The sequence below is a fragment of the Clostridium sp. AM27-31LB genome, assembly GCF_003480745.1.
Lineage (GTDB): Bacteria > Bacillota > Clostridia > Lachnospirales > Lachnospiraceae > Butyribacter > Butyribacter intestini.
Genome location: NZ_QUJS01000001.1, coordinates 643,470 through 664,947 on the forward strand (window position 1 = coordinate 643,470; position 21,478 = coordinate 664,947).

Below are 21,478 nucleotides of genomic sequence, written 5' to 3' on the forward strand. Positions count from 1 at the left end.
ACATACAAAAGAAGCACATCCTATGCGGAATGTGCTTCTTTTGTATTGTCATCAGATGATAATTCATCATCATTATTATTGGATTTTGGAAGCAGATGAAGTTTTACTTTATCAATATGATTTTTGGCAGCTTCCAAAACGGTATATGTCGCATAGTCGTCTGAAACAGTCTCTCCGGCATCAGGAAAGTGATCCAGAAGGTTTATTATGTGACCTGCAATGGAATCATAATCTTCCGACTCTATCTTAATTCCAAGTGCTTCGTCTATATCATCAAGTTTGGCAACACCGAGTATGATATAGTCACCATTTTCGGTTTTTGTGATGTCATCTTCTTCATTTGTGTCATATTCATCTCTTATCTCACCAACAATCTCCTCTATCAGATCTTCAATAGTAAGAATACCGGATGTAGAGCCGTATTCATCAAGAACAATTGCCATTGGGATTGATGCCGATTTCATTTCAAAAAACAGTTCGGATATTTTTTTATATTCATAGGTAAAATAAGCTTCACGCATAACATCTGAAATCTTAAAATCGTTTTTGTCGCCCTGATAAAAGAATAAATCTTTGAGATTTATTATACCGACAACATTGTCCCTGCTGTCATCATATACAGGCATACGCGTAAATTTTTCTTTTGAGTAAGCCGCGATAAGTTCATCGTAGGTAAGGTTTAGTTCAACAAATTCAACGTCCATTTTTGGAACCATTACATCTTTTGCCAGAGAATCACCAAAGTCAACAACATTTGTTATCATCTGGCGTTCTTCACTCTCTATAACACCTTCTTTATGACTTACATCTACAATAGTTCTAAGCTCGTTTTCAGTGATGGCAGGCTGTTTTGTAGCGTCTATATGAAGTATTCTCAAAAGCAGCTTTGAAAACTTATCAAATATATATGATACAGGTCCTAATACTGATGTGAGCCAATATATCGGTTTTGCATAAAAAAGTGACATTTTTTCTGAATTTACCGTGGCAAATGATTTAGGCATAATCTCCCCAAATATAATTACCAAAACAGTAAGTATTCCGGTGGCAATTCCGGTTATCAGGCTTGCAGAATTTGAAAAGCCTGATTTTTTGGCAATATTTATAGCAAATGTTGTGGTAAGTGATGATGCCGAAAGATTTACGATATTGTTTCCTATCAGTATCGCACTTAACATTTTAGTAGGTTTTTCACAAAGTTTTAAGACTAATGCAGCTTTTTTATTACCCTCATCAGCCATAGATTTAAGACGCATTTTGTTTGCTGTTGTAAGACAGGTTTCCGCAGAAGAAAAGAATGCGGAAAGAACCAGTAAAATAAGTAATATTATCAGTTTCGAGGCGTCGCCAGAATCCAAAAAAATCAACTCCAATCGTTTAATATTCGTTTAATATGTATAAACAATCAATATTTTACCTATATATTATGCAGTTGTCAAGTTTTGATGCAGAATATATAATTGTGAAACTTTTATGAAAACACAGAAAAAATGTCAGAAAACTATTGCAAAAAATGAAAAAATGTTATACAATAAACATACAAATTAAGACAGCGATGTCAATCGTGTATATGTCACAGTGAGGAGGATGATATGCGAAAGAAATCCCATATTTCATTGGCATGGTACTTGATGAACAATGAAGGTATGGAGTCACTTAAACATCATAAAGGAGCATTCTATATTGGAAGTATATTACCGGATTGTATTCCTTCATTTTTAGTAAGGAAACATACTATTGAGGATTCCTTTGATGTACTTGAGAAAGAAATCAGCAGACTGGTATCACATTTTGACCCGATTAGAGGGTTTGATAGCTATTTTTGCAGACATTTAGGAGTGATTACTCATTATGTCGCTGATTACTTTACCTTTCCACACAATCAGAATTTCCCCGGAAATTTAAAAGATCATTGTATCTATGAGGAGGAGCTTAAAAAAGAGCTTCGCAGTTATGTAAGGGAGCCGGGAGTAGAAAGAGGCAGATTGAGTGAATCGGTTCACACACCTGAAGCAATTCTTGGTTTTGTTCAAAGGATGCATCAGATTTATATGCGTATGCAAAGCGGAGTGAAACGTGATTGTGAATATATATTGGAACTTTGTCATACAGTAGTTGATGCATTACTTATATTATGTGAGGAACTTACAAAGAATATGCATTTATCCTTAGTATCATTATAAAGTTTGGATTATGGAAGACGGCAAGTTTTATGAGGACGGAGCCGTACGACGATAGATTGACAAAAGGAGCATTTGTTGCGAGAAAAAAGAAGCGGCAGATGCTTCTTTTATTGTTTGCTTATAAGAAATAGGTTATTGCGAAAAAAGTTTATTCTCAGAAAGCCCGTAAATTAGGGGCTTTTGACAGATTGTGGCAAAAAAATCAAAAAAATATTAAAAAAATTGAAAAAAGTACTTGCATTTTAAAAAAAGATGTTATATACTAAGCAAGTGCTCAGCGAGAGAGAAACAAAACAGAGCAACAAAGCAAAAGATGATGGGCTATCGCCAAACGGTAAGGCACTGGACTCTGACTCCAGCATTTCAAGGTTCGAATCCTTGTAGCCCAGTTTTACCAAAGTTTATTTGGTGTGTTCAGTGAAAAACTGGCAAAATTAAATATAGTGGGCTATCGCCAAACGGTAAGGCACTGGACTCTGACTCCAGCATTTCAAGGTTCGAATCCTTGTAGCCCAGTTTAAAGGTCGTAGAATTTTCATTGGATTATTCTGCGATTTTTGTTTTATAAAGATGTTTCACTATTGACATATAAAATGTTGAATATCAATTAAAGTGTGATGGTGGAAATGGTGTGGGAATACCCATTTTGCTAAAAACAAATAATGTACTCTCGGAATCTTTTAAATGAAAAATTTCGAGAGCACATAATATAAACGAGGAGGATTTAGTGATGAATAAAGTAGATTTTATAAGAGGCGAAATGATGGCTGCAATGAAAGCGAGAGATAAAGAGAGAAAGGCTGTACTGTCAAGTCTCCTTACTGCACTTAAAAACTTTCAGATAGACAAGAGAGAAGATATTACTGATGCAGAGGGTGACCAGATTATCTTAAAGCTTATTAAACAGACAAAAGAGACTTTGGAGATGACTCCGGCAGACAGAACGGATGTTATAGATGAATGTAACTATACTATCAAGGTGTTAGAAGAGTATGCTCCTAAAATGATGGATGAGGCTGAGATAGAGACTGTTATCAAGGAAGTTTTAGCAGAACTTGAGATTGCAGAACCAACGGCAAAAGATAAGGGGAAGATAATGAAAGTCCTTATGCCTAAGGTGAAAGGAAAAGCTGATGGAAAGCTTGTAAACCAGGTTCTTGGCGGAATGTTTAAATAATGCAAGAGGAGGGAATAATGATATGAAAAAAATAATATGGCTTGTTATACCGTGCTACAATGAGCAGGAAGTGCTTCCGGAAACTTCAAGACAGCTTGAGGAGATAATGAGAGGTCTTATAAAAAAAGACAAGATAAGTGATAAGAGTAAGATTGCCTTTGTAAACGATGGTTCAAAGGACAATACATGGAATATAATAACTGATCTTCATGAGAAAAATCCGATGTTTACCGGTATAAATCTTGCACATAATAAAGGTCATCAGAATGCACTGCTCGCAGGTCTTATGACAGCTAAGGATTATGCAGATGCGGCTATATCGCTTGATGCCGATCTTCAGGATGATGTAGGAGTTATAGAGCAGTTTATAGACAAGTTCAATGAGGGAAAAGATGTAGTGTACGGAGTGCGTTCTACACGAGCAACAGATACTGTATTTAAGAGAAGTACGGCACACGCTTTCTACAAGCTGATGAAGGCAATGGGAGCAGATACATTACAGGATCATGCCGACTACAGGCTTATGAGTAAAAGAGCATTAGAGGGACTTGCAAAGTACAAAGAGGTAAATCTTTTCCTAAGAGGAATAGTACCTATGATAGGCTATGAAACGGATGTTGTCTATTATGAGAGACATGAGAGATTTGCAGGAGAGTCAAAATATCCATTAAAGAAAATGCTCTCATTTGCCGTAGATGGAATAACATCATGCAGTGTAAAACCGATAAGAATGATAACATCACTTGGAACACTTGTATTTACGATAAGTATCGTTATGCTGATATACTTCCTAATTGTGTGGCTTTTAGGACATACGGTACAGGGCTGGACGACCATAGTAATATCGCTTTGGGGAATAGGAGGCCTGATACTTTTATCACTCGGAATAATAGGAGAGTATGTCGGAAAGATATATATGGAAGTAAAAGAAAGACCAAGATTTATCATAGAAAAACTTCTTTATAAAGAGTAAATATAAGAAGCAGCGATATTCAGCAAAAAAGACAGTGCAAATCTTTGCACTGTCTTTTTTTGCTACATCAAACAAGGATTGTTTGATGTTTTAGTCCTCATCATCGCTCTGTACTGACAAAATCTGTCTTTTTCTAGCCATCTCATCGCTCTCAAGATATTCATCATAAGTTGTGAGTTTGTCGATAAGTCCGCCAGGAGTAATCTCCATAATACGGTTTGCGATAGTCTGTATAAACTGGTGATCCTGTGAAGTGAAAAGGATTACACCAGGGAATTTGATAAGTCCATTGTTTAATGCAGTGATAGACTCCATGTCAAGATGTGCGGTAGGCTCATCAATGACAAGTACATTAGAACCGAGAATCATCATCTTTGAAAGCATTACACGAACTCTTTCTCCACCGGAAAGTACATTTACTTTCTTTACACCATCTTCACCAGGGAAAAGCATACGTCCGAGGAAGCCTCTTACATAAGTAGGGTCTTTTTCAGGAGAGAAAGGCATAAGCCAGTCTACGATAGTTTCGTCTCTGTCAAAAAGTTCAGTGTTATCTTTAGGGAAGTAAGAAAAGCTTGTTGTAACTCCCCACTTGAAAGTACCCTCGTCAGGCTCCATCTCGCCTGTAAGTATCTGGAAGAGAGTGGTTGCTGCAATAGTGTTGCTTCCTACAAAAGCTACCTTATCTTCTCTGTTTATGACAAATGAAATATCATCGAGTACTTTAACACCATCTATTGTCTTGGAAATATGTTCAACAGTAAGAACTTCATTACCTATCTCTCTGTCAGGTCTGAAATCAATATATGGATATTTACGGCTTGACGGCTTCATCTCATCGAGCTGTATTTTTTCAAGGGCATGCTTACGGGAAGTAGCCTGCTTGGATTTTGATGCATTCGCACTGAATCGCTGGATGAAACTCTGGAGTTCCTTTATCTTTTCCTCTTTCTTCTTGTTTGCTTCTTTCATCTGCTTTATCATCAACTGGCTTGACTCATACCAGAAGTCATAGTTTCCTGCATAGAGCTGGATTTTTGCATAATCAATATCAGCGATATGCGTGCAGACTTTGTTAAGGAAGTAACGGTCATGCGATACAACAATAACAGTATTATCAAAGTTTATAAGGAATTCTTCAAGCCAGTTTATGGCATCGAGATCCAAATGGTTAGTAGGCTCGTCGAGAAGAAGAATATCCGGATTCCCAAAAAGTGCCTGTGCAAGTAATACTTTTACTTTTTCACTGTCCGGAAGTTCACTCATTTTTTTATAATGAATGTCAGTTGAAAGTCCGAGTCCGTTAAGAAGTGTGGCTGCATCTGACTCAGCATTCCAGCCATCCATGTTTGCAAACTCCTCCTCAAGTTTTCCGGCTTTGATACCGTCCTCTTCAGAAAAATCCTCTTTTGCATAAATTTCGTCTTTTTCTTTCATTATCTGGTAAAGACGCTCGTTACCCATAATGACAGTATCAAGGACAACAAATTCATTATATTTGAAATGATCCTGTTTTAAGAAGGAAAGTCGCTGCCCCGGTGTGATGATAACCTCACCTTTGCTTGGCTCAATCTCACCTGTAAGTATTTTTAAAAATGTTGACTTTCCGGCACCGTTGGCACCGATAAGACCATAACAGTTTCCTTCTGTGAATTTAATATTTACATCTTCAAAAAGTGCCTTTTTTCCAAGGCGGAGTGTAATATTACTGGCTTGTATCATTTATATGTTTCCTTTCTTAAATATAATTATCAATTCTATAAGTTTTCTTTTTCCTGACTTTAAATCAGAAAGTATAACCTTACCTTTGGTTCGGTCAACTATATAACTCTTTCTATTTTACAGAAAAATGGCTATTTTGCAAGGGTATAAGGCAAAAATCTTAAAATAGTTTATTTAATGTTTACAAGGTGAACACAAATATTTAACAAATTATGTTTTGCAGATAGAAAGAATTTGTAGTAAAATAAGAATACTATAGATTATTGTATTGCTATAAGCATACAAAATAAGTACATCAGATTGAATGGAGAAAACGAAAATGTCAAAGGAGTTGTTTAATGTTCAGCCGGGAGATACCCTGACACTCGGAGTCACAAAAGTAGTCAGAGGTGTACAGTTTGCGGTTTACCTTCCAAATAAAAAGAAGTGTATGCTGAAGCTGTATCGTATAGGCAGGAAACTTCCGGCGGCTGTCATTCCTTTGAAAGATGAATACAAAAAGGGAAGCGTTTATTTTGTTACCGTCACTGGAATAAAGGGTGATGACACTTGCAATATAGCAAAGGTGTTGTCGGAGGAATATGAGTATATGTATGAGGCAGACGGTGAGGAGTTTGCCGATCCTTATGCACAGATCATACACGGGCGTGACAGATGGGGAAAAAGACGAAATCCTGACAGTGTGCGTGCAGGTATAAGTCTGGAGGAGTTTGACTGGAAACAGGATGTCCTTCCGAGAAGGGATTTCAGTGAAGTTATAATGTATCAGCTTCATGTCAGGGGCTTTACAAAACATTCATCCTCAAAAGTTAAAGATAAGGGAACATATCTTGGTATCATTGAAAAAATCCCCTACCTTAAAGAACTTGGTATAAATGCACTTATGCTTTTGCCATGTTATGAGTTTGATGAACTGAGCTTGGACGTGGGCAGCTATAATGCACCGTCTGAAAATGATAGTGATGAGGATGTGAAACACAGGATTAACTACTGGGGATATGGCACTAAAAATACATATTATCTGTCCCCTAAATCATCTTATGCCTCAGATGTCAGACATTCAGATGTAGAGTTTAAAGAGTTTGTAAGACAGATGCATCTTGCAGGGATTGAAGTTCTTATGGATATCTATTTCAAACCGGGGACAAATCTGTATCTTATGACAGACTGCTTAAGGCATTGGGTCATTAATTACCATATTGACGGATTCAGGGTAAATCAGGAGGTAATGCCTGCAATCTCGCTCGTATCGGATCCGATTATTTCAGGAGTCAAACTTCTTACATCTTACTGGGATGAAAATATGCTCCATGACACAGGTGCACTAAATGACAATGTGCTTGCTGAGTACAATGAGGGCTTTATGAATGATGCAAGACGCTTTTTAAAGAGTGATGAGGGTATGGTTCAGACTTTCTCGGAGAGATTTAAGAGAAATGCTCCTGATTATTCTATTATAAATTTTATCACTCATGTAAACGGTTTTACTATGATGGATCTTGTGTCATATGATATAAAGCACAATGAGTCAAACGGTGAGAATAATAATGATGGGACGGAGTTTAATTACAGTTGGAACTGCGGCATTGAGGGAAAGACCAGAAAGAGAGCCGTAATGAGAAGCAGGATGAACCAGATACGCAATGCCTTTACGATGCTGCTTTGCAGTCAGGGAACGCCTATGCTTCTTGCGGGTGATGAGTTTGGCAATACCCAGCTTGGCAATAACAATGCATATTGCCACGATGATAATATCACATGGCTCAACTGGAAACACACAAAGTCAGAGCAGGATATATTTGAATTTGTCAAAAGGATGATAGCTTTCAGAAAACAACACTGTGTATTGCATGGAAAAGAACCGCTTTCGATGTTTGATACGAAAGGCATAGGCATACCTGATATGTCGGTTCACGGCACACAGGCGTGGAGAGCTGATTTTTCAAATTACAGCAGGATGCTTGGCATACTGCTCGGTGGCAGATACGGCATCACCGAGGATGATGACATTTATATCGCTTTTAATATGTTCTGGGAACAAAAAGTGTTTGAACTTCCAAATCCCACGGTTGGTAAAAAATGGTATCCTGCCATTGATACCCATTCGGGAGAATTCTTTACAGTGCCACCGAAGAAAAAAAGAAAAAGGAAAATCAAATCGGAGAAACAGCTATTTAGGGAATATATGGTTGAGCCGAGAAGTATAGTTGTATTTGTCGGCAGATAGAATGATTACGATACATGGAGTGAAGTATGGACAGAGAAAAAATGCCGGCAAATCATATAAATGCTGACAGCAAAAAGGGGCAATGAATTTACATTGCCCCTCATAAGAACTGTTGGTATGCTAAAAAGACTGTTTGTATTTACGGTCGCTTTGCAGCATCCTAAAAGTTCTTAACTGTCGGTTGTCGGACAGTATTAAAGGTTGTGGTTAGTCACGATTTCTTCATAAAGATCGATGTCACACACATTTTTAGCATCATAGTGTGTGCAATTCTGACAGGATGCATTTGCTGATGTTGAATTTTTACATCCGCAATCGTCACAGCTACAGTATTTGCTGCAAAGTGAAGCTACTTCTTTCATTGTTTCAGCATTTTTTTTCATGGAAAACCTCGTTTCTGTGCATTTTAAGTGTTTGTATGGTCTTATTCATTTTAGGGAAAACAATCTGAATTATGAACAGGACTATACTTTCGGTGTGGCATTACATAACTGCTCAAATACTATTCTGTACAAGGTGCACAAATGTACGGAGTATTCAATGTTACTGTCTGTATAAAAGTGGGTTCAGTAACATTCACCGATGGTTTGAAGCTACATATATATAAAGACAACTGACAGAAGATTGATGCTAAATAAGGCATCGGTTTTGCTGTCTTTGTTGTCGTGTAAATAGTATTAACGGAAAGTTGAGATTTTATGTTAAGTTTAAAAATAAATGATATTAAGATAACAATGGCTCATCTGCTTTTAAGGGAGACATTTGATGAGTTTTTGCTTGAAGAGTCAAAGGTGGTAACATTTGCCATGTTTGAAATAAATGGAAAAAGAAATTTAAATTGGTATGATGATGACGAAAAAGAAAATCAATTGTCCGAACTTTTATACTGGGGAGAGGCAAGGGATTTTTTATTTGATTACATAAAAGGAAAAAAGACGCCTGAGTATATGAAGTTCTCGCTTAAGGCGAGCCATAAGGCAGCAGAAAAAATTCTTGCGGGAAGTGGAGTGTTTTCAAGATATTTAAGCGAGCAGCCTGATCTTTATCTTCAGATAAGATATGAAAAAGGTGAACTTACTATGGTGACAGGTATCACACACAGAGAGTTTACAATGGATAAAACACTCGACAGAGGATGGGATGATGCCATAAGAGAGTGGATTAGGACATTGAAGATTTCAGTTGAGGTATAATATTTATGCTAACGGCTTCATGTTTTTAATTTAATAAATTATAAGGAGGACAAAAATGCTTAAAACATTAGGCGGACAGGTTAAAGAATTTAAAAAAGATTCGATTCTTACTCCTGTATTTATGATTTTGGAAGTTATCATGGAAACTATTATTCCATTGATAATGGGTTCAATAATTGACGATGGTGTGCAAAAAGGTAATCTTACTCATATTTACCTTATGGGTGCACTGATGGTATTAACAGCATTTGTAAGCCTTTGGGCTGGTGCTATGGGTGGAAAATACGGTGCAAGTGCATCGACGGGATTTGCGAGAAACTTAAGAAAGGCTATGTATGACAATATTCAGACTTTCAGTTTCTCAAATATTGATAAGTTCAGTACTTCAGGTCTTGTGACAAGACTTACGACTGATGTAACAAATGTTCAGAATGCGTATCAGATGATACTCCGTATGTGCATGAGAGCACCGGCGAGCCTTATCTGTGCTATGGCAATGTCATTTTATGTAAATGCGAGGGTTGCTTCTATATATCTTATAGCAGTTATCATACTCGGATGTTTCCTTGCACTTATAATAAAAGTTGCCATGAAATATTTTGACCAGGTATTTAAAAAATACGATAAACTTAACGAGAGTGTTCAGGAAAATGTAAATGCGATAAGAGTTGTAAAGGCATACTCAAGAGAGAGTTTTGAACAGAAGAAATTTACGAAAGCAAGTGAGAATGTTTATAAGATGTTTATTAAAGCAGAAAAGACGGTCGCTTACAACATGCCGCTTATGAACCTTACGGTTTACAGTTGTATTCTCATCATAAGTTTAGTAGGTGCAAAACTTATCGTAGGTGGAGATATGGAGATAGGCAATCTCTCAACACTTCTTGCTTACTGCATGAACATACTTATGAGCCTTATGATGCTCTCAATGGTATTTGTAATGATAACAATGAGTGTATCAAGTGCAGAGCGTATATGCGAAGTAATAAATGAGAAACCTGACATAACAAATCCTGAGAAGCCTGTTATGGAAGTTAAGAGTGGCGACATTTCTTTTGAACATGTAAACTTCAGCTACAAAAAAGAAGCAAAAACTCCTGTTTTAAAGGATATTAATCTTGAGATAAAGTCAGGACAGACTATCGGTATCATAGGAGGAACGGGAAGTGCCAAATCAAGTCTTGTCAATCTTTTGAGCCGTCTTTATGATGTAACTGACGGTGCGGTTAAGATTGGCGGAATTGATGTAAGAAGGTACGACATTGAGACGCTCAGGGATGAGGTTGCAGTCGTATTGCAAAAAAATGTACTGTTCAGCGGAACGATACTTGACAATCTCCGCTGGGGTGACAAAAATGCCACTGACGAGGAATGTATAAGAGCATGCAAACTTGCCTGTGCCGATGAATTTATCGACAGGATGCCAGACGGCTACAATACATATATCGAGCAGGGCGGTAACAATGTATCAGGTGGACAGAAACAGAGACTCTGTATAGCAAGAGCACTTATAAAGAAACCTAAGGTACTTATACTTGATGATTCGACAAGTGCCGTTGATACTGCAACTGACGCAAAGATAAGAAAAGCGTTTGCCGAGGAGATACCGGGAACTACAAAGATAATCATTGCACAGAGAGTTTCAAGTATAAAGGACTGTGACAAGATAATCGTTATGGAGGACGGCTGTGTAAACGGCTTTGGAACATCGGATGAACTGCTTGAAAACAACGAGATATATAAGGAAGTATATGAATCACAGGTAAACGGCAATGCCGATTTTGATGAAAAATAATATAGGAGGTTAATGCTTTATGCCTAAAGGACCAATGGGACCGGGAAAACCGGGTGCAAAAATAGAAAATCCGGGCAAACTTTTTATAAGACTGATGAAATATGTATTCAAGTATTACTGGGTACACTGTCTTATAGTGGTAGTCGGAATAATAGCAAGTGTATTTGCAACAAATCAGGGAACAATGTTTACGCAGACACTTATTGACAAATATATAGTGCCTTTGTCAAAAAGTTCTGACCCTGATTTTTCAAAACTTCTTGCAAAGATAACAGAAGTAGGAATATTTTACGGTGCAGGTGTCATAGGAGTATTTCTGTATAACAGACTTATGATATATGTTACTCAGGGAACACTTAAAAGACTCAGAATAGAAATGTTTAATAAGATGGAAACACTTCCTATTAAATATTTTGATACACACGCACATGGAGACATTATGTCACTTTACACAAATGATATAGATACGCTCCGTCAGATGATAAGCCAGAGTATTCCTCAGGCGATATCAAGTGCGATAACCATTGTCAGCGTATTTATTTATATGCTGATACTCAATGTACCACTTACTATCCTCACACTTGTGATGGTCGGTGTTACACTTGTAGTTACAAAGAAGATTGGCGGACTAAGCGGTTCTTACTTTATGGCTCAGCAGAGAGATATAGGTAAGTTAAACGGTTATGTCGAGGAAATGATGGAAGGACAGAAAGTAGTCAAGGTATTTTGCCATGAGGAAGAAAGCATGGAGGGATTTGACAGGTTAAACGACCAGTTGTTTGACAGTGCGAACAATGCCAACAAATTTGCCAACATACTTATGCCGATAAATGCACAGCTTGGAAACATAAGCTATGTGCTCTGTGCGATGGTCGGAGGTATTCTTGCCCTTAACGGTATTGGCGGATTTACGATAGGTGGTCTTGTAAGTTTCCTTACATTTAATAAATCGTTCTCAATGCCTATAAACCAGATGAGCCAGCAGTTTAACTCTATCGTAATGGCTATGGCAGGTGCAGACAGAATATTTAAGCTTCTTGATGAAGAACCTGAGGTGGATGACGGATATGTCGAGCTTGTCAATGCAAAAGAGGATGCAAACGGAGATATAGTCGAGACAGAAGAACACACGGGAATGTGGGCATGGAAACATTTCCATAAGGATGACGGAACAACCACATATGCACATATGAGAGGTGACATAGTATTTGACCATGTTGACTTTGGTTATAATGATGACAAGATGATACTCCACGACATAGTGCTTTATGCAAAACCGGGTCAGAAGATAGCTTTTGTAGGTGCGACTGGTGCCGGAAAGACAACTATCACAAATCTTATAAACAGATTTTATGATATTCAGGATGGAAAGATAAGATATGACGGTATCAATGTAAACAAGATAAAGAAAAATGACTTAAGACGCTCGCTTGGTATCGTTTTGCAGGACACACATCTGTTTACCGGAACAGTAAGGGAAAACATCCAGTACGGTAAACTTGATGCGACAGACGAGGAAATCGTAAAGGCAGCAAAACTTGCAAATGCACACAGCTTTATCACAAGACTTCCTGACGGATACGACACAATGCTCACCGGTGACGGTGCAAACTTGAGTCAGGGACAGAGACAGCTTCTGGCAATAGCACGTGCGGCAGTTGCAGACCCACCTGCACTTATCCTTGATGAGGCTACAAGTTCGATAGATACAAGAACTGAGAAACTTGTTCAGCAGGGAATGGACGGACTTATGAAAGGCAGAACGACATTTGTTATCGCCCACAGACTCTCAACAGTAAGAAACAGTGATTGTATCATGGTTCTTGAGCAGGGCAGGATAATAGAGCGTGGAACGCATGATGAACTTATAAAAGAGGAAGGCAAGTATTACCAGCTTTATACGGGGAAACTTGGAAAAGGGATTGCAGGATAAGGTAGTGGGCGAAACTGATTGTAGGTTGTGATGCTTGCATGGCTATAATAAATAATACCGTCGGCACGCTTTCGCTATGTTGTCGTTCGTAGCAGTACATAGGTCAATAAAAAAGCATTGACCCGTCAGCAAAATACGCTGACTAAGTGCTGACGGTGACAGAGTACACTGCTAACACTATTTGTTATATTTGCACAATTTAATTATATATTATGACAGTTTCGCAATTTACTGTATCGAGATAACCGTATGGAAATTATAATAGTAAGGAGATTTTGTGGATGAATAAAGTTTATGATAAGCTTAGCAGATGTTATGAGTGTTTTAGGAATAAGGTTGATTTTAAGCCGGAGATTGCATTGGTGCTTGGTTCAGGGCTTGGTGATTTTGCGGATGGCATTGAGGTTGTCTGCGAGCTTGATTATCATGAGATTGAGGGGGTTCCGGTTTCGACCGTTCCGGGACATCAGGGTAAGTATATCTTCGGTTATGTTGGAGATGTGCCTGTTGTGTGTATGCAGGGGCGTGTCCACTATTACGAGGGATATGATATTTCTGATGTAGTGCTTCCAATAAGGCTTATGAAACTGATGGGAGCAAAGTTTTTGTTTCTTACTAATGCGGGCGGAGGTGTGAATTATGATTTCAGACTGGGTGATTTTATGCTGATAAAGGATCAGATTTCAAGCTTTGTGCCGTCACCTCTTATTGGGGAAAATATTGATGAACTCGGTGCGAGATTTCCTGATATGAGCGAGATATACGATATTAGTTTAAGAAAGGTGATTAAAAAGACGGCGGCTGAACTTGACATTGACTTAAAAGAGGGAACATATCTGCAGTTTACAGGACCGGCATATGAGACTCCGGCGGAAATAAGGATGGCGAGAGTGCTTGGTGCGGATGCCGTCGGAATGAGTACGGCTTGCGAGGCTGTGGCGGCAAACCATATGGGTATGATGATATGCGGTATTTCGTGTATATCAAATCTTGCAAGTGGCATGAGTGTTGCACCACTTAGCCATAAAGAAGTACAGGAAACAGCCGACAGGGTATCAGGCGACTTTAAGAAACTTGTGACAGAGAGCATTAAAAATATACATGAGAAAATACTCGTAAAGTAGTGTGACACCAGGAGTAAAACGCTGATTTCGCTCTTTTTATGTCTGAATTGAGAGTTGCACATTCGCAAACCTGACACTGTTTGTGAAGTTACGCATCAATATTTAACAGGGCAAAATATCATTTGCCGCACTTGCATTACATTATTAAGAAGTGGTAAAATATATGTATGTGAAAAAGTGGCTGCACTATTCATATAAATAGTATATCTGTAGATAGAAATGGGAGGAACAAAATGTTAAAACAAGGTAAACACAAAAAAAAGTTCATTGCATTGCCGGCAGTATTTATGATTGCTATAGTAGTTGCGGTATTTGCGATTTCACCAAACGCAAAAGCTGCGCAGTACAGTGCAGATGTCAATGCTGACAGAGAAAACGGTGTATGCAATTATACACTTGCAGGTATAGATACGGCACAGACATCGGGGATGACAACAAAGGTTACATATAAAGATGAATCTGAAAATACGGTCACAGTGCTTGAACAGCCGGTGACATTTACAGCAGAAAACTGCCAGAACGGACAGTATTCAGGTTCGTTTTCACTTTCAGATATAAGCACATATGCATATAGGGAATATACGGTTTCATTTCTTATGAGTGACGGTACTCCTGTAGAGGCTGCTGCAAAGTGCGATTTTTCAATACACAGGGATAAATTAACATTAGATGTTGCAGGATATAAATCAAAAACAAACAGGACTATATCTTTAGTAAATAAAGAAAATGATATTATTATTCCGGGAAAAGACAGTCAGATACAGCTTTCGATTTTGAAGAAAAACGGAAAAGATGAGAAAAAAGTTGGAACGGCAACAGTTATTCCGACTGCAACAAAAAGCTGGGATGTTGATCTTACAAAGTATTGTAATACATATGGTACATATTATGCGAGATTCACTGTTATAAACAGCAAACTTTCAGGCGGCAGTGAGCTGCTGGCACAAAAAGAGTTTAATCTTGCACTTACTTATGGGAAAATCGGCTCAAAGTCAACTTCAAAAACAGAAAAAAATCAGACATTTAGAGTTTTTGTTGAGAAAGTAAATTCAGCACTTGTCGTAAAGAATGTTACATTTAATATTTATAACAGTGCAGGAAAACTTGTATGTACGGAAAAGGGGGTGCATAACGGTACAAGTACATATTATTATTCAGATATACCGTTAAAAACGATAAATTATAAGTTTGGAAATTATAAGATAGAAGTTTCAGTGACGGACAACGCGGGGATAGTGAGAATACTTAAAAAGACCGGAACTGCGTCAGTAAGGGTAAAAACGGGGACACTTACAGTAACTAAGCTGGCAAATGGTACCGCAAAATTCAGACTTAAAAATGCGTATATACCGGGAAATATAAAAAGTGTAAGATTTAAAGTTTACAGCATAAAAAACGGTAAGAGAACATTGATAAAAAAACTTATCGGTGTATATTCAAATAAAACATATATTGCAAACTATCAGTATATGGTAAGTGGAAGAACACAGGTTGTTGCGTGTGGTTATACACAGTGGAATAAGGAGATTAAATTTAAGACAAAAGAGTTCAGTGTAAAAAGTTCAGAGGTTGGAAAGAACGGATGGCGTTATGAAAAATATGCCGGAAAAGTTTATAAGTTTTATTATAAAAACGGAGAAAAACTTACAGATCTCACAAATGTGCTTAAATTAAAAAAAGGTAACAAAAAATTAAAAATAGTAGTGAACAGAGCTGCCTGTTGTGTTACTATATATGCATACGACAGTCAGAAAAAAGACTATATCATACCGGTAAAGACTTGTACAGTTTCGGTAGGCAGAGATACAGCAACCACATCAGGTGCGGCAGGACTTTCTATTTCATCGTCTTACACACCGCTTGGCTCGTATTCGATTTCTTCAAACGGTACGGCAGCAAAATATAGTTTAAAGCCTATGGGAGAGCCTGATGGAAGCACCGTTTATGCCAGATGGGCAAGTCATGTTGTCGGAAATGTTTATTTTCATGCGATAGCTGTTGGAAGTCAGTCGCATTATGCACTTCGTGCAAGCAACTATAACAAACTTGGCAGTGCAGCATCGGCAGGATGCATAAGAATGACTGTTGCTGATGCAAAGTGGCTTTACGATTATGCAGCTGTGGGCAGTTCAGTTAAAATTGAAAAAGGAAATTCTAAAAAACCGGGACCTCTCGGAAAAGCTGCTACGATAAAAATAGCAGAGTCAATAAATTATGACCCTACAGATCCTTCAGTGCCGGCTGCCACAAAGAAGAAAGACTATAAAGCGGGCAGGATAAGCGGATATATGACATCCAAAGGAAAAAAAGTAGGTTATTAGAAAATATGTACAGATGTTTATCGGCAGGGTAGTATTTTATGCAGGAATGGAGGATTGATGAATATGGAAAAATATGATGTTAAAGAGCTTGTTGAAAAGATTTATGAACTTGATGTGAAAGTTTATGAAGCAACGGGAAGTACGATGGGAAAGGTATTTCCGGCAGGAAAAGATTTATCGGTGAAAAAGATGCTTAAACATCTTGACGAAGATAAGAGGCATTTTATAAGAGACGAGACTATCCTTATCGGAAATATGATTTCGACTATAAAGAATCCGTCAGTTGCGGAGGAGTGCAAAAAAGAGCTTGAAGAACTTAATAAGATGCTTGCGCAGTACAATCCGACAAGACAGCTTCCAGACAGCTTTGTAAGTAACATATCTGAGATGAAAGACAGATTTAAAGACGGAAATCACAGAATACTCTGCATAGGTCGTCAGTATGGAAGCGGCGGACATGAAGTTGGTATGAGACTTTCAACAAGATTAAATATGTCTTACTATGACAACCAGATAATCAAAATGGCGTGCGAGCATATAGGCAGAGATTTTTCAAGTGTCGATGCATCACAGGCAGACAGCAAAAAAGGATGGCTTAATAAGACTCCATTTTCACTTCGCAAGTTTGCAGGAAATGATGAACTTTTCTTTGCACAGAGCCAGATGATAGAGGAAATGGCAAAAAAAGGTGACTGTATATTCTTAGGTCGTTGTGCAGATGTTGTGCTGGAGCACGCAGATATACCTCACATCTCAGTATTTATCGGAGCTCCGTTTGAGGAGAGAGTAAAACACGATATGGCTTGTACAGGAGCTTCATATGATGACACTGTTGAAAAAGTAAGGAATATGGACAGGGCGAGAAAGGCTTATTACAATTATTATACAGGCCGCCACTGGGGTCATTCAGAAAATTACGATATGTGCCTTAATACAGCTTGCTATGGTATTGAAGGCACGGTGGAAGTTATTGAGAAAATGTTTAATATGTTTAATTAGTGTAGATGACTGCACTTATTATTAGATAAAAATTTTTGGATACGAAAGGAGATTTTTAAATTATGTTTATTTCAGAAAGTATAAAATATGTTGGGGTGGATGATAAGGATATAGATCTATTTGAGAGTCAGTATGTAGTACCTGATGGCGTATCATACAATTCATACATTATTTTTGATGAAAAGATTACGATAATGGATACAGTCGATGCAAGAGCAACAGATGAATGGGTTAAAAATATTGAGGAGGCACTTGACGGGAAAGAGCCATCATATCTTGTTATATCACATCTTGAGCCTGACCATGCAGCCAATATAGGGCTTATCGCACATAAATATCCAAATATGCAGCTTATCGGAAATGCAAAAACTTTCCAGATGCTCCCACAGTTCTTTGATGAGGATTTTGCTGACAGACAGGTCGTTGTAAAAGAGGGTGATGAGATTTCTCTCGGAAGTCATTCGCTTACATTTGTGATGGCACCTATGGTTCACTGGCCTGAGGTTATGGTAGCATATGAGAAAACAGAAAAAATACTTTTCTCTGCCGATGGATTTGGAAAGTTCGGAGCACTCGATTCAGAGGATGATGAGGGATGGGCTTGTGAAGCCAGAAGATATTACTTCAATATAGTAGGAAAATATGGTGCACAGGTTCAAAATCTCCTTAAAAAAGCATCTGCACTTGACATTCAGACCATATGTCCGCTTCATGGTCCTGTATTAAAGGAAAATCTTGGATATTATCTCGACCTTTATAACACATGGAGCAGTTACGAGCCTGAGGATGAAGGTGTTCTTGTGGCTTATGCATCAATCCACGGCAATACTGCAAAAGCGGCAAAGCAGATAGCAGACAAACTTAAGGCAAAAGGCGTTGAGAAGATGGAAGTCATGGATCTTTCAAGAGACGATATGGCAGAAGCTGTTGAAGCGGCTTTTAGATATGACAAGATGGTGCTTGCCTGCGCAACTTATGATGGAGGACTTTTCCCGGTTATGGAAGATTTCTTAAATCATTTAAAATCAAAGAATTTCCAGAAGAGAAAAGCTGCACTTGTTGAAAATGGTTCATGGGCTCCTCTTGCGGCAAAGAAAATGCGTGAGAGTCTTGAGAGTATGAAAAACATTGAGATATGTGAAAATATAGTTTCAATCAAATCAACAGTTAAAGAAGAAAATGTCGAGCAGATGGATAAGATGATCGATGAACTTTTGAAATAATCATAAACCGGACAGAGAGTAAGGTGCAGAAGGGTTTACAATGCGACGGGCAACGGTGAAGATTTTCATGGTGAAATTATAAAATAATAATTATAAAAAATTGAAAATGTCAGACTGCCATGTTTTGATAAAAGGTACTGTTTAAACTTATGAAATTCGCTTATTAGCGTATAGCTTGACCGTGTTGTCAGGTTTGTGGGTGAACAGTAACGATAATTAATTCAGAACATGGCAGTATTATTTTTAGAGTATAGGAAGTCAGCAAAAAAATGATAAGAGAAATAAATGAGCTTATTTTATTATTAGATAAAAATGAGACAGGCTTTACGCTTTATCGTGTTTTTGGAAAAAGTGGCACTGTAGATATTGCAGATAGAAAAAAAGACCAGACAAATAAAGATATTGAAAATGAAGATTTATATATAAAAAGAGAATGTGATAAGATAAATAAGATTGCACCATATTGTTTTTCAGAAAAGCTGCATCTGCCGGAAAAATTACAGAATGAATATGATGAAATAGATATAGACAAAACAATTTACCATGAATTTGCAGGTGAGTTTGCAAACAGCATAAAGTTACCTGATGGTGTGATGCAGATAGGAAATAATGCTTTTTACAACTGTAAAAAGCTTGAAAGTATTACAATAGGAAAGAATATAAAAGAGGTTGGCAGTGATGTGTTTATGAATTGCCGCAGCTTAAATAAGATATATTTACGAAGTGATATAAGTGACATTACAGGACTTAAACAGGTGCTCAGCAGGATTTCTTCAGAGATTGAAGTCACATATATAAAAGAAGAAAAAGTAATTGCTAAAGTGCTTTATCCTGAATATAGTGAAGTCTATGACGAGATAGCTCCTGCACATATATTCGGAAGAAACATAGAGGGTGAAGGATTTCGGGCAAGACAGTGCTTTGATGGTGGAAAAGCTGACATGAACCAGTATGATACGATATTTCCAAAGGCATCTGCAGAGGAAAGCGTAAAGGTTGCAGGAAAAATCGCACTCTATCGTCTGATGTATCCATATATGCTTGGAAGTTCATCAGAAGTTTTGTATATGGATTATCTGAAAAATAACAAAAATGAAATCATTGGTAGCTGTATTTATGATAAAAATATTGATGAGATAAAATTTATGCTTGAAAAGTTTAGTGGTGACAGGAATATGATAGAAAGAGCAATAGTTGTGGCAAATGAGACCGGCTTTGGTGAGGCGGCAGCACTTATATTAAAATACCGCCGGAAAAAAGAGGATATACGGAAGTCGAGATATGCCTTTTAAAATTTAGGTGATTGCATGGGAGGTGGATATAAAATTGAGAGTGCAGACACAGAGCGGGTGGGAGTGGCAGGTTTCTAATGATATTTTTAAATTTATTAAGAATGAACTTTATATTGAGCTTAGATTTTTTGATGTTGCTTTTAGTGAGCTTATACCGCAAGTTGACGAGACGATAGAGACCATGTCAACAGATGGAAATTGTATATTTTTTAAGCCTGAACATATGATAAGCGTTTTTAAGAAAAACTCTAAATACCTTGACAGGCTTTTTCTGCATAGTGTTTTGCATTGCATTTTCAGCCACCTGTGGGTGAGAGGTGAGAGAGATTTATTTATATGGGGCATTGCGTGTGATATTATTGTCGAGTACACTATAGACAATATGGAAAAGGAAATATTAAAAAGACCGCTTAGCTGGTTGAGGATGCAGGTATATGAAAAGATAGATGAAAATCCTGACGGTATATCGGCTGCAGTTATATACAGAGAACTTATGAAAACTGACAGCGAGACGGTAAACAGGCTTCATATGGAATTTTATACCGATACACACAAGCACTGGCCGAAAGAAGATAAAATGTCAGTGGCACAAAATCAGACAAAGGATAAGTGGGATAAAATATCAAGACAGAGCGAGATAAAAAAAGAAAGTCAGGGGAAAGACAGCGATAAAGGAAAAAATTTCTGGCAGCAGCAGGTAAAGACTGAGAGAGGAAAGAAAAGTTACAGGAATTTTTTGAGAAAGTTCTGTATATTAAAGGAAGAGCTTAAGATAGATATGGATGAATATGACTTAAATTATTATACATATGGTCTTAGGATATATAAAAATATGCCGCTTATAGAGCCGGTAGAAACAAAGGAAAATCTTAGGATAGGGGAGCTTGTTATAGTTGTTGACACAAGTTATTCAACGAGCGGTGAACTTGTCAAAAAGTTTTTGAGGGAAACATTTACGATATTGTCAGAGACAGACAGCTTTTTCAGAAAGAGAAAGATACATATAATACAGTGTGACGAGCTGGTACATTCGGATATAACAGTTACAGGTGACACGGATATAGATATACTTATAAATAATTTTGAACTTGCAGGCGGTGGAAATACTGATTTCAGACCTGCATTTGAATATGTAAATAACCTGATTGATACAGGTGAGATAAAGAAACTTCAGGGACTTTTGTATTTTACGGACGGAAAAGGAAAATATCCTAAAAAAAAGATGCCTTATAATACGGCATTTGTATTTATTGATAAGCTTAGTGAGACAGCAGTGCCGGCATGGGCAATGAAAGTTTCGCTGGAATAAGAGAGGA

At 37.6% G+C, this 21,478-nt stretch carries 16 protein-coding genes and 2 tRNA genes; 15 read left to right on the forward strand and 3 right to left on the reverse strand.

All coding sequences use genetic code 11. From position 1 onward, the window contains the following. Positions 1-20 precede the first annotated feature (20 nt). Positions 21-1,358, reverse strand: coding sequence for a hemolysin family protein (locus DW721_RS02550; protein WP_118744699.1), 1,338 nt, complete (start codon positions 1,356-1,358; stop codon positions 21-23). Positions 1,359-1,592: 234 nt separating this feature from the next. On the opposite strand from DW721_RS02550, the gene DW721_RS02555 reads away from it, so the two are divergent. The 5 genes from DW721_RS02555 to DW721_RS02575 all read left to right on the forward strand — a co-directional run bounded on the left by DW721_RS02555 (position 1,593) and on the right by DW721_RS02575 (position 4,333). After that, entirely contained in the window at positions 1,593-2,183 is a 591-nt protein-coding gene (locus DW721_RS02555; protein ID WP_022014398.1) for a zinc dependent phospholipase C family protein, read from the forward strand. Between the two features lie 317 nt (positions 2,184-2,500). Then, positions 2,501-2,572: transfer RNA gene (locus DW721_RS02560), tRNA-Gln, on the forward strand. A gap of 55 nt (positions 2,573-2,627) precedes the next feature. Continuing rightward, positions 2,628-2,699: transfer RNA gene (locus DW721_RS02565), tRNA-Gln, on the forward strand. 214 nt (positions 2,700-2,913) lie between these two features. Then, the gene (locus tag DW721_RS02570) at positions 2,914-3,360 is read left to right on the forward strand and encodes a GatB/YqeY domain-containing protein (protein WP_022014397.1); all 447 of its coding nucleotides are present in this window, start codon (positions 2,914-2,916) and stop codon (positions 3,358-3,360) included. A gap of 22 nt (positions 3,361-3,382) precedes the next feature. Beyond that, the gene (locus tag DW721_RS02575; protein WP_118498328.1) at positions 3,383-4,333 is read left to right on the forward strand and encodes a glycosyltransferase family 2 protein; all 951 of its coding nucleotides are present in this window, start codon (positions 3,383-3,385) and stop codon (positions 4,331-4,333) included. A 90-nt stretch (positions 4,334-4,423) separates the two neighbouring features. On the opposite strand, the gene DW721_RS02580 is transcribed toward DW721_RS02575, so the two are convergent. Then, the gene (locus DW721_RS02580) at positions 4,424-6,055 is read right to left on the reverse strand and encodes an ATP-binding cassette domain-containing protein (protein ID WP_022014395.1); all 1,632 of its coding nucleotides are present in this window, start codon (positions 6,053-6,055) and stop codon (positions 4,424-4,426) included. A 319-nt stretch (positions 6,056-6,374) separates the two neighbouring features. On the opposite strand from DW721_RS02580, the gene DW721_RS02585 reads away from it, so the two are divergent. Continuing rightward, on the forward strand, positions 6,375-8,282 hold the full coding sequence (locus DW721_RS02585) for an alpha-amylase family glycosyl hydrolase (RefSeq protein WP_182431409.1): 1,908 nt from the start codon (positions 6,375-6,377) through the stop codon (positions 8,280-8,282). 194 nt (positions 8,283-8,476) lie between these two features. Here DW721_RS02585 and DW721_RS02590 read toward each other — a convergent pair whose 3' ends face one another. Then, on the reverse strand, positions 8,477-8,665 hold the full coding sequence (locus DW721_RS02590; RefSeq protein ID WP_022014393.1) for a hypothetical protein: 189 nt from the start codon (positions 8,663-8,665) through the stop codon (positions 8,477-8,479). Positions 8,666-8,980: 315 nt separating this feature from the next. Between DW721_RS02590 and DW721_RS02595 the strand changes: the two genes are divergently transcribed. The 9 genes from DW721_RS02595 (at position 8,981) to DW721_RS02635 (ending at position 21,471) form a co-directional block, all read left to right on the forward strand. Then, positions 8,981-9,475, forward strand: coding sequence for a DUF5721 family protein (locus DW721_RS02595; protein WP_118498332.1), 495 nt, complete (start codon positions 8,981-8,983; stop codon positions 9,473-9,475). Between the two features lie 55 nt (positions 9,476-9,530). After that, on the forward strand, positions 9,531-11,270 hold the full coding sequence (locus DW721_RS02600; RefSeq protein ID WP_022014391.1) for an ABC transporter ATP-binding protein: 1,740 nt from the start codon (positions 9,531-9,533) through the stop codon (positions 11,268-11,270). 34 nt (positions 11,271-11,304) lie between these two features. Continuing rightward, entirely contained in the window at positions 11,305-13,203 is a 1,899-nt protein-coding gene (locus DW721_RS02605; RefSeq protein ID WP_347560351.1) for an ABC transporter ATP-binding protein, read from the forward strand. Positions 13,204-13,484: 281 nt separating this feature from the next. Beyond that, entirely contained in the window at positions 13,485-14,327 is an 843-nt protein-coding gene (locus DW721_RS02610) for a purine-nucleoside phosphorylase (RefSeq protein WP_182436178.1), read from the forward strand. Positions 14,328-14,560: 233 nt separating this feature from the next. Beyond that, positions 14,561-16,648, forward strand: coding sequence for a L,D-transpeptidase (locus tag DW721_RS02615; protein ID WP_118744702.1), 2,088 nt, complete (start codon positions 14,561-14,563; stop codon positions 16,646-16,648). A gap of 63 nt (positions 16,649-16,711) precedes the next feature. Beyond that, positions 16,712-17,647, forward strand: a complete 936-nt coding sequence (locus DW721_RS02620) for a cytidylate kinase-like family protein (protein WP_172794159.1) — start codon at positions 16,712-16,714, stop codon at positions 17,645-17,647. A gap of 62 nt (positions 17,648-17,709) precedes the next feature. After that, the gene (locus DW721_RS02625) at positions 17,710-18,870 is read left to right on the forward strand and encodes an FprA family A-type flavoprotein (RefSeq protein WP_118744703.1); all 1,161 of its coding nucleotides are present in this window, start codon (positions 17,710-17,712) and stop codon (positions 18,868-18,870) included. Between the two features lie 269 nt (positions 18,871-19,139). After that, on the forward strand, positions 19,140-20,162 hold the full coding sequence (locus DW721_RS02630) for a leucine-rich repeat domain-containing protein (RefSeq protein ID WP_022014385.1): 1,023 nt from the start codon (positions 19,140-19,142) through the stop codon (positions 20,160-20,162). A gap of 40 nt (positions 20,163-20,202) precedes the next feature. Then, positions 20,203-21,471, forward strand: coding sequence for a VWA-like domain-containing protein (locus DW721_RS02635; protein ID WP_243035933.1), 1,269 nt, complete (start codon positions 20,203-20,205; stop codon positions 21,469-21,471). Positions 21,472-21,478 lie beyond the last annotated feature (7 nt).

What these genes read in the sequence shown, in the direction of transcription:
- DW721_RS02600 (WP_022014391.1), top strand. Translation starts at nt 9,531, where the DNA reads ATGCTTAAAACATTAGGCGGACAGGTTAAAGAATTTAAAAAAGATTCG.
- DW721_RS02610 (WP_182436178.1), top strand. Translation starts at nt 13,485, where the DNA reads ATGAATAAAGTTTATGATAAGCTTAGCAGATGTTATGAGTGTTTTAGG.
- DW721_RS02585 (WP_182431409.1), top strand. Translation starts at nt 6,375, where the DNA reads ATGTCAAAGGAGTTGTTTAATGTTCAGCCGGGAGATACCCTGACACTC.
- DW721_RS02605 (WP_347560351.1), top strand. Translation starts at nt 11,305, where the DNA reads ATGGGACCGGGAAAACCGGGTGCAAAAATAGAAAATCCGGGCAAACTT.
- DW721_RS02595 (WP_118498332.1), top strand. Translation starts at nt 8,981, where the DNA reads ATGTTAAGTTTAAAAATAAATGATATTAAGATAACAATGGCTCATCTG.
- DW721_RS02590 (WP_022014393.1), bottom strand. Translation starts at nt 8,665, where the DNA reads ATGAAAAAAAATGCTGAAACAATGAAAGAAGTAGCTTCACTTTGCAGC.
- DW721_RS02625 (WP_118744703.1), top strand. Translation starts at nt 17,710, where the DNA reads ATGTTTATTTCAGAAAGTATAAAATATGTTGGGGTGGATGATAAGGAT.
- DW721_RS02570 (WP_022014397.1), top strand. Translation starts at nt 2,914, where the DNA reads ATGAATAAAGTAGATTTTATAAGAGGCGAAATGATGGCTGCAATGAAA.
- DW721_RS02555 (WP_022014398.1), top strand. Translation starts at nt 1,593, where the DNA reads ATGCGAAAGAAATCCCATATTTCATTGGCATGGTACTTGATGAACAAT.
- DW721_RS02580 (WP_022014395.1), bottom strand. Translation starts at nt 6,055, where the DNA reads ATGATACAAGCCAGTAATATTACACTCCGCCTTGGAAAAAAGGCACTT.
- DW721_RS02615 (WP_118744702.1), top strand. Translation starts at nt 14,561, where the DNA reads ATGTTAAAACAAGGTAAACACAAAAAAAAGTTCATTGCATTGCCGGCA.
- DW721_RS02575 (WP_118498328.1), top strand. Translation starts at nt 3,383, where the DNA reads ATGAAAAAAATAATATGGCTTGTTATACCGTGCTACAATGAGCAGGAA.
- DW721_RS02630 (WP_022014385.1), top strand. Translation starts at nt 19,140, where the DNA reads ATGATAAGAGAAATAAATGAGCTTATTTTATTATTAGATAAAAATGAG.
- DW721_RS02620 (WP_172794159.1), top strand. Translation starts at nt 16,712, where the DNA reads ATGGAAAAATATGATGTTAAAGAGCTTGTTGAAAAGATTTATGAACTT.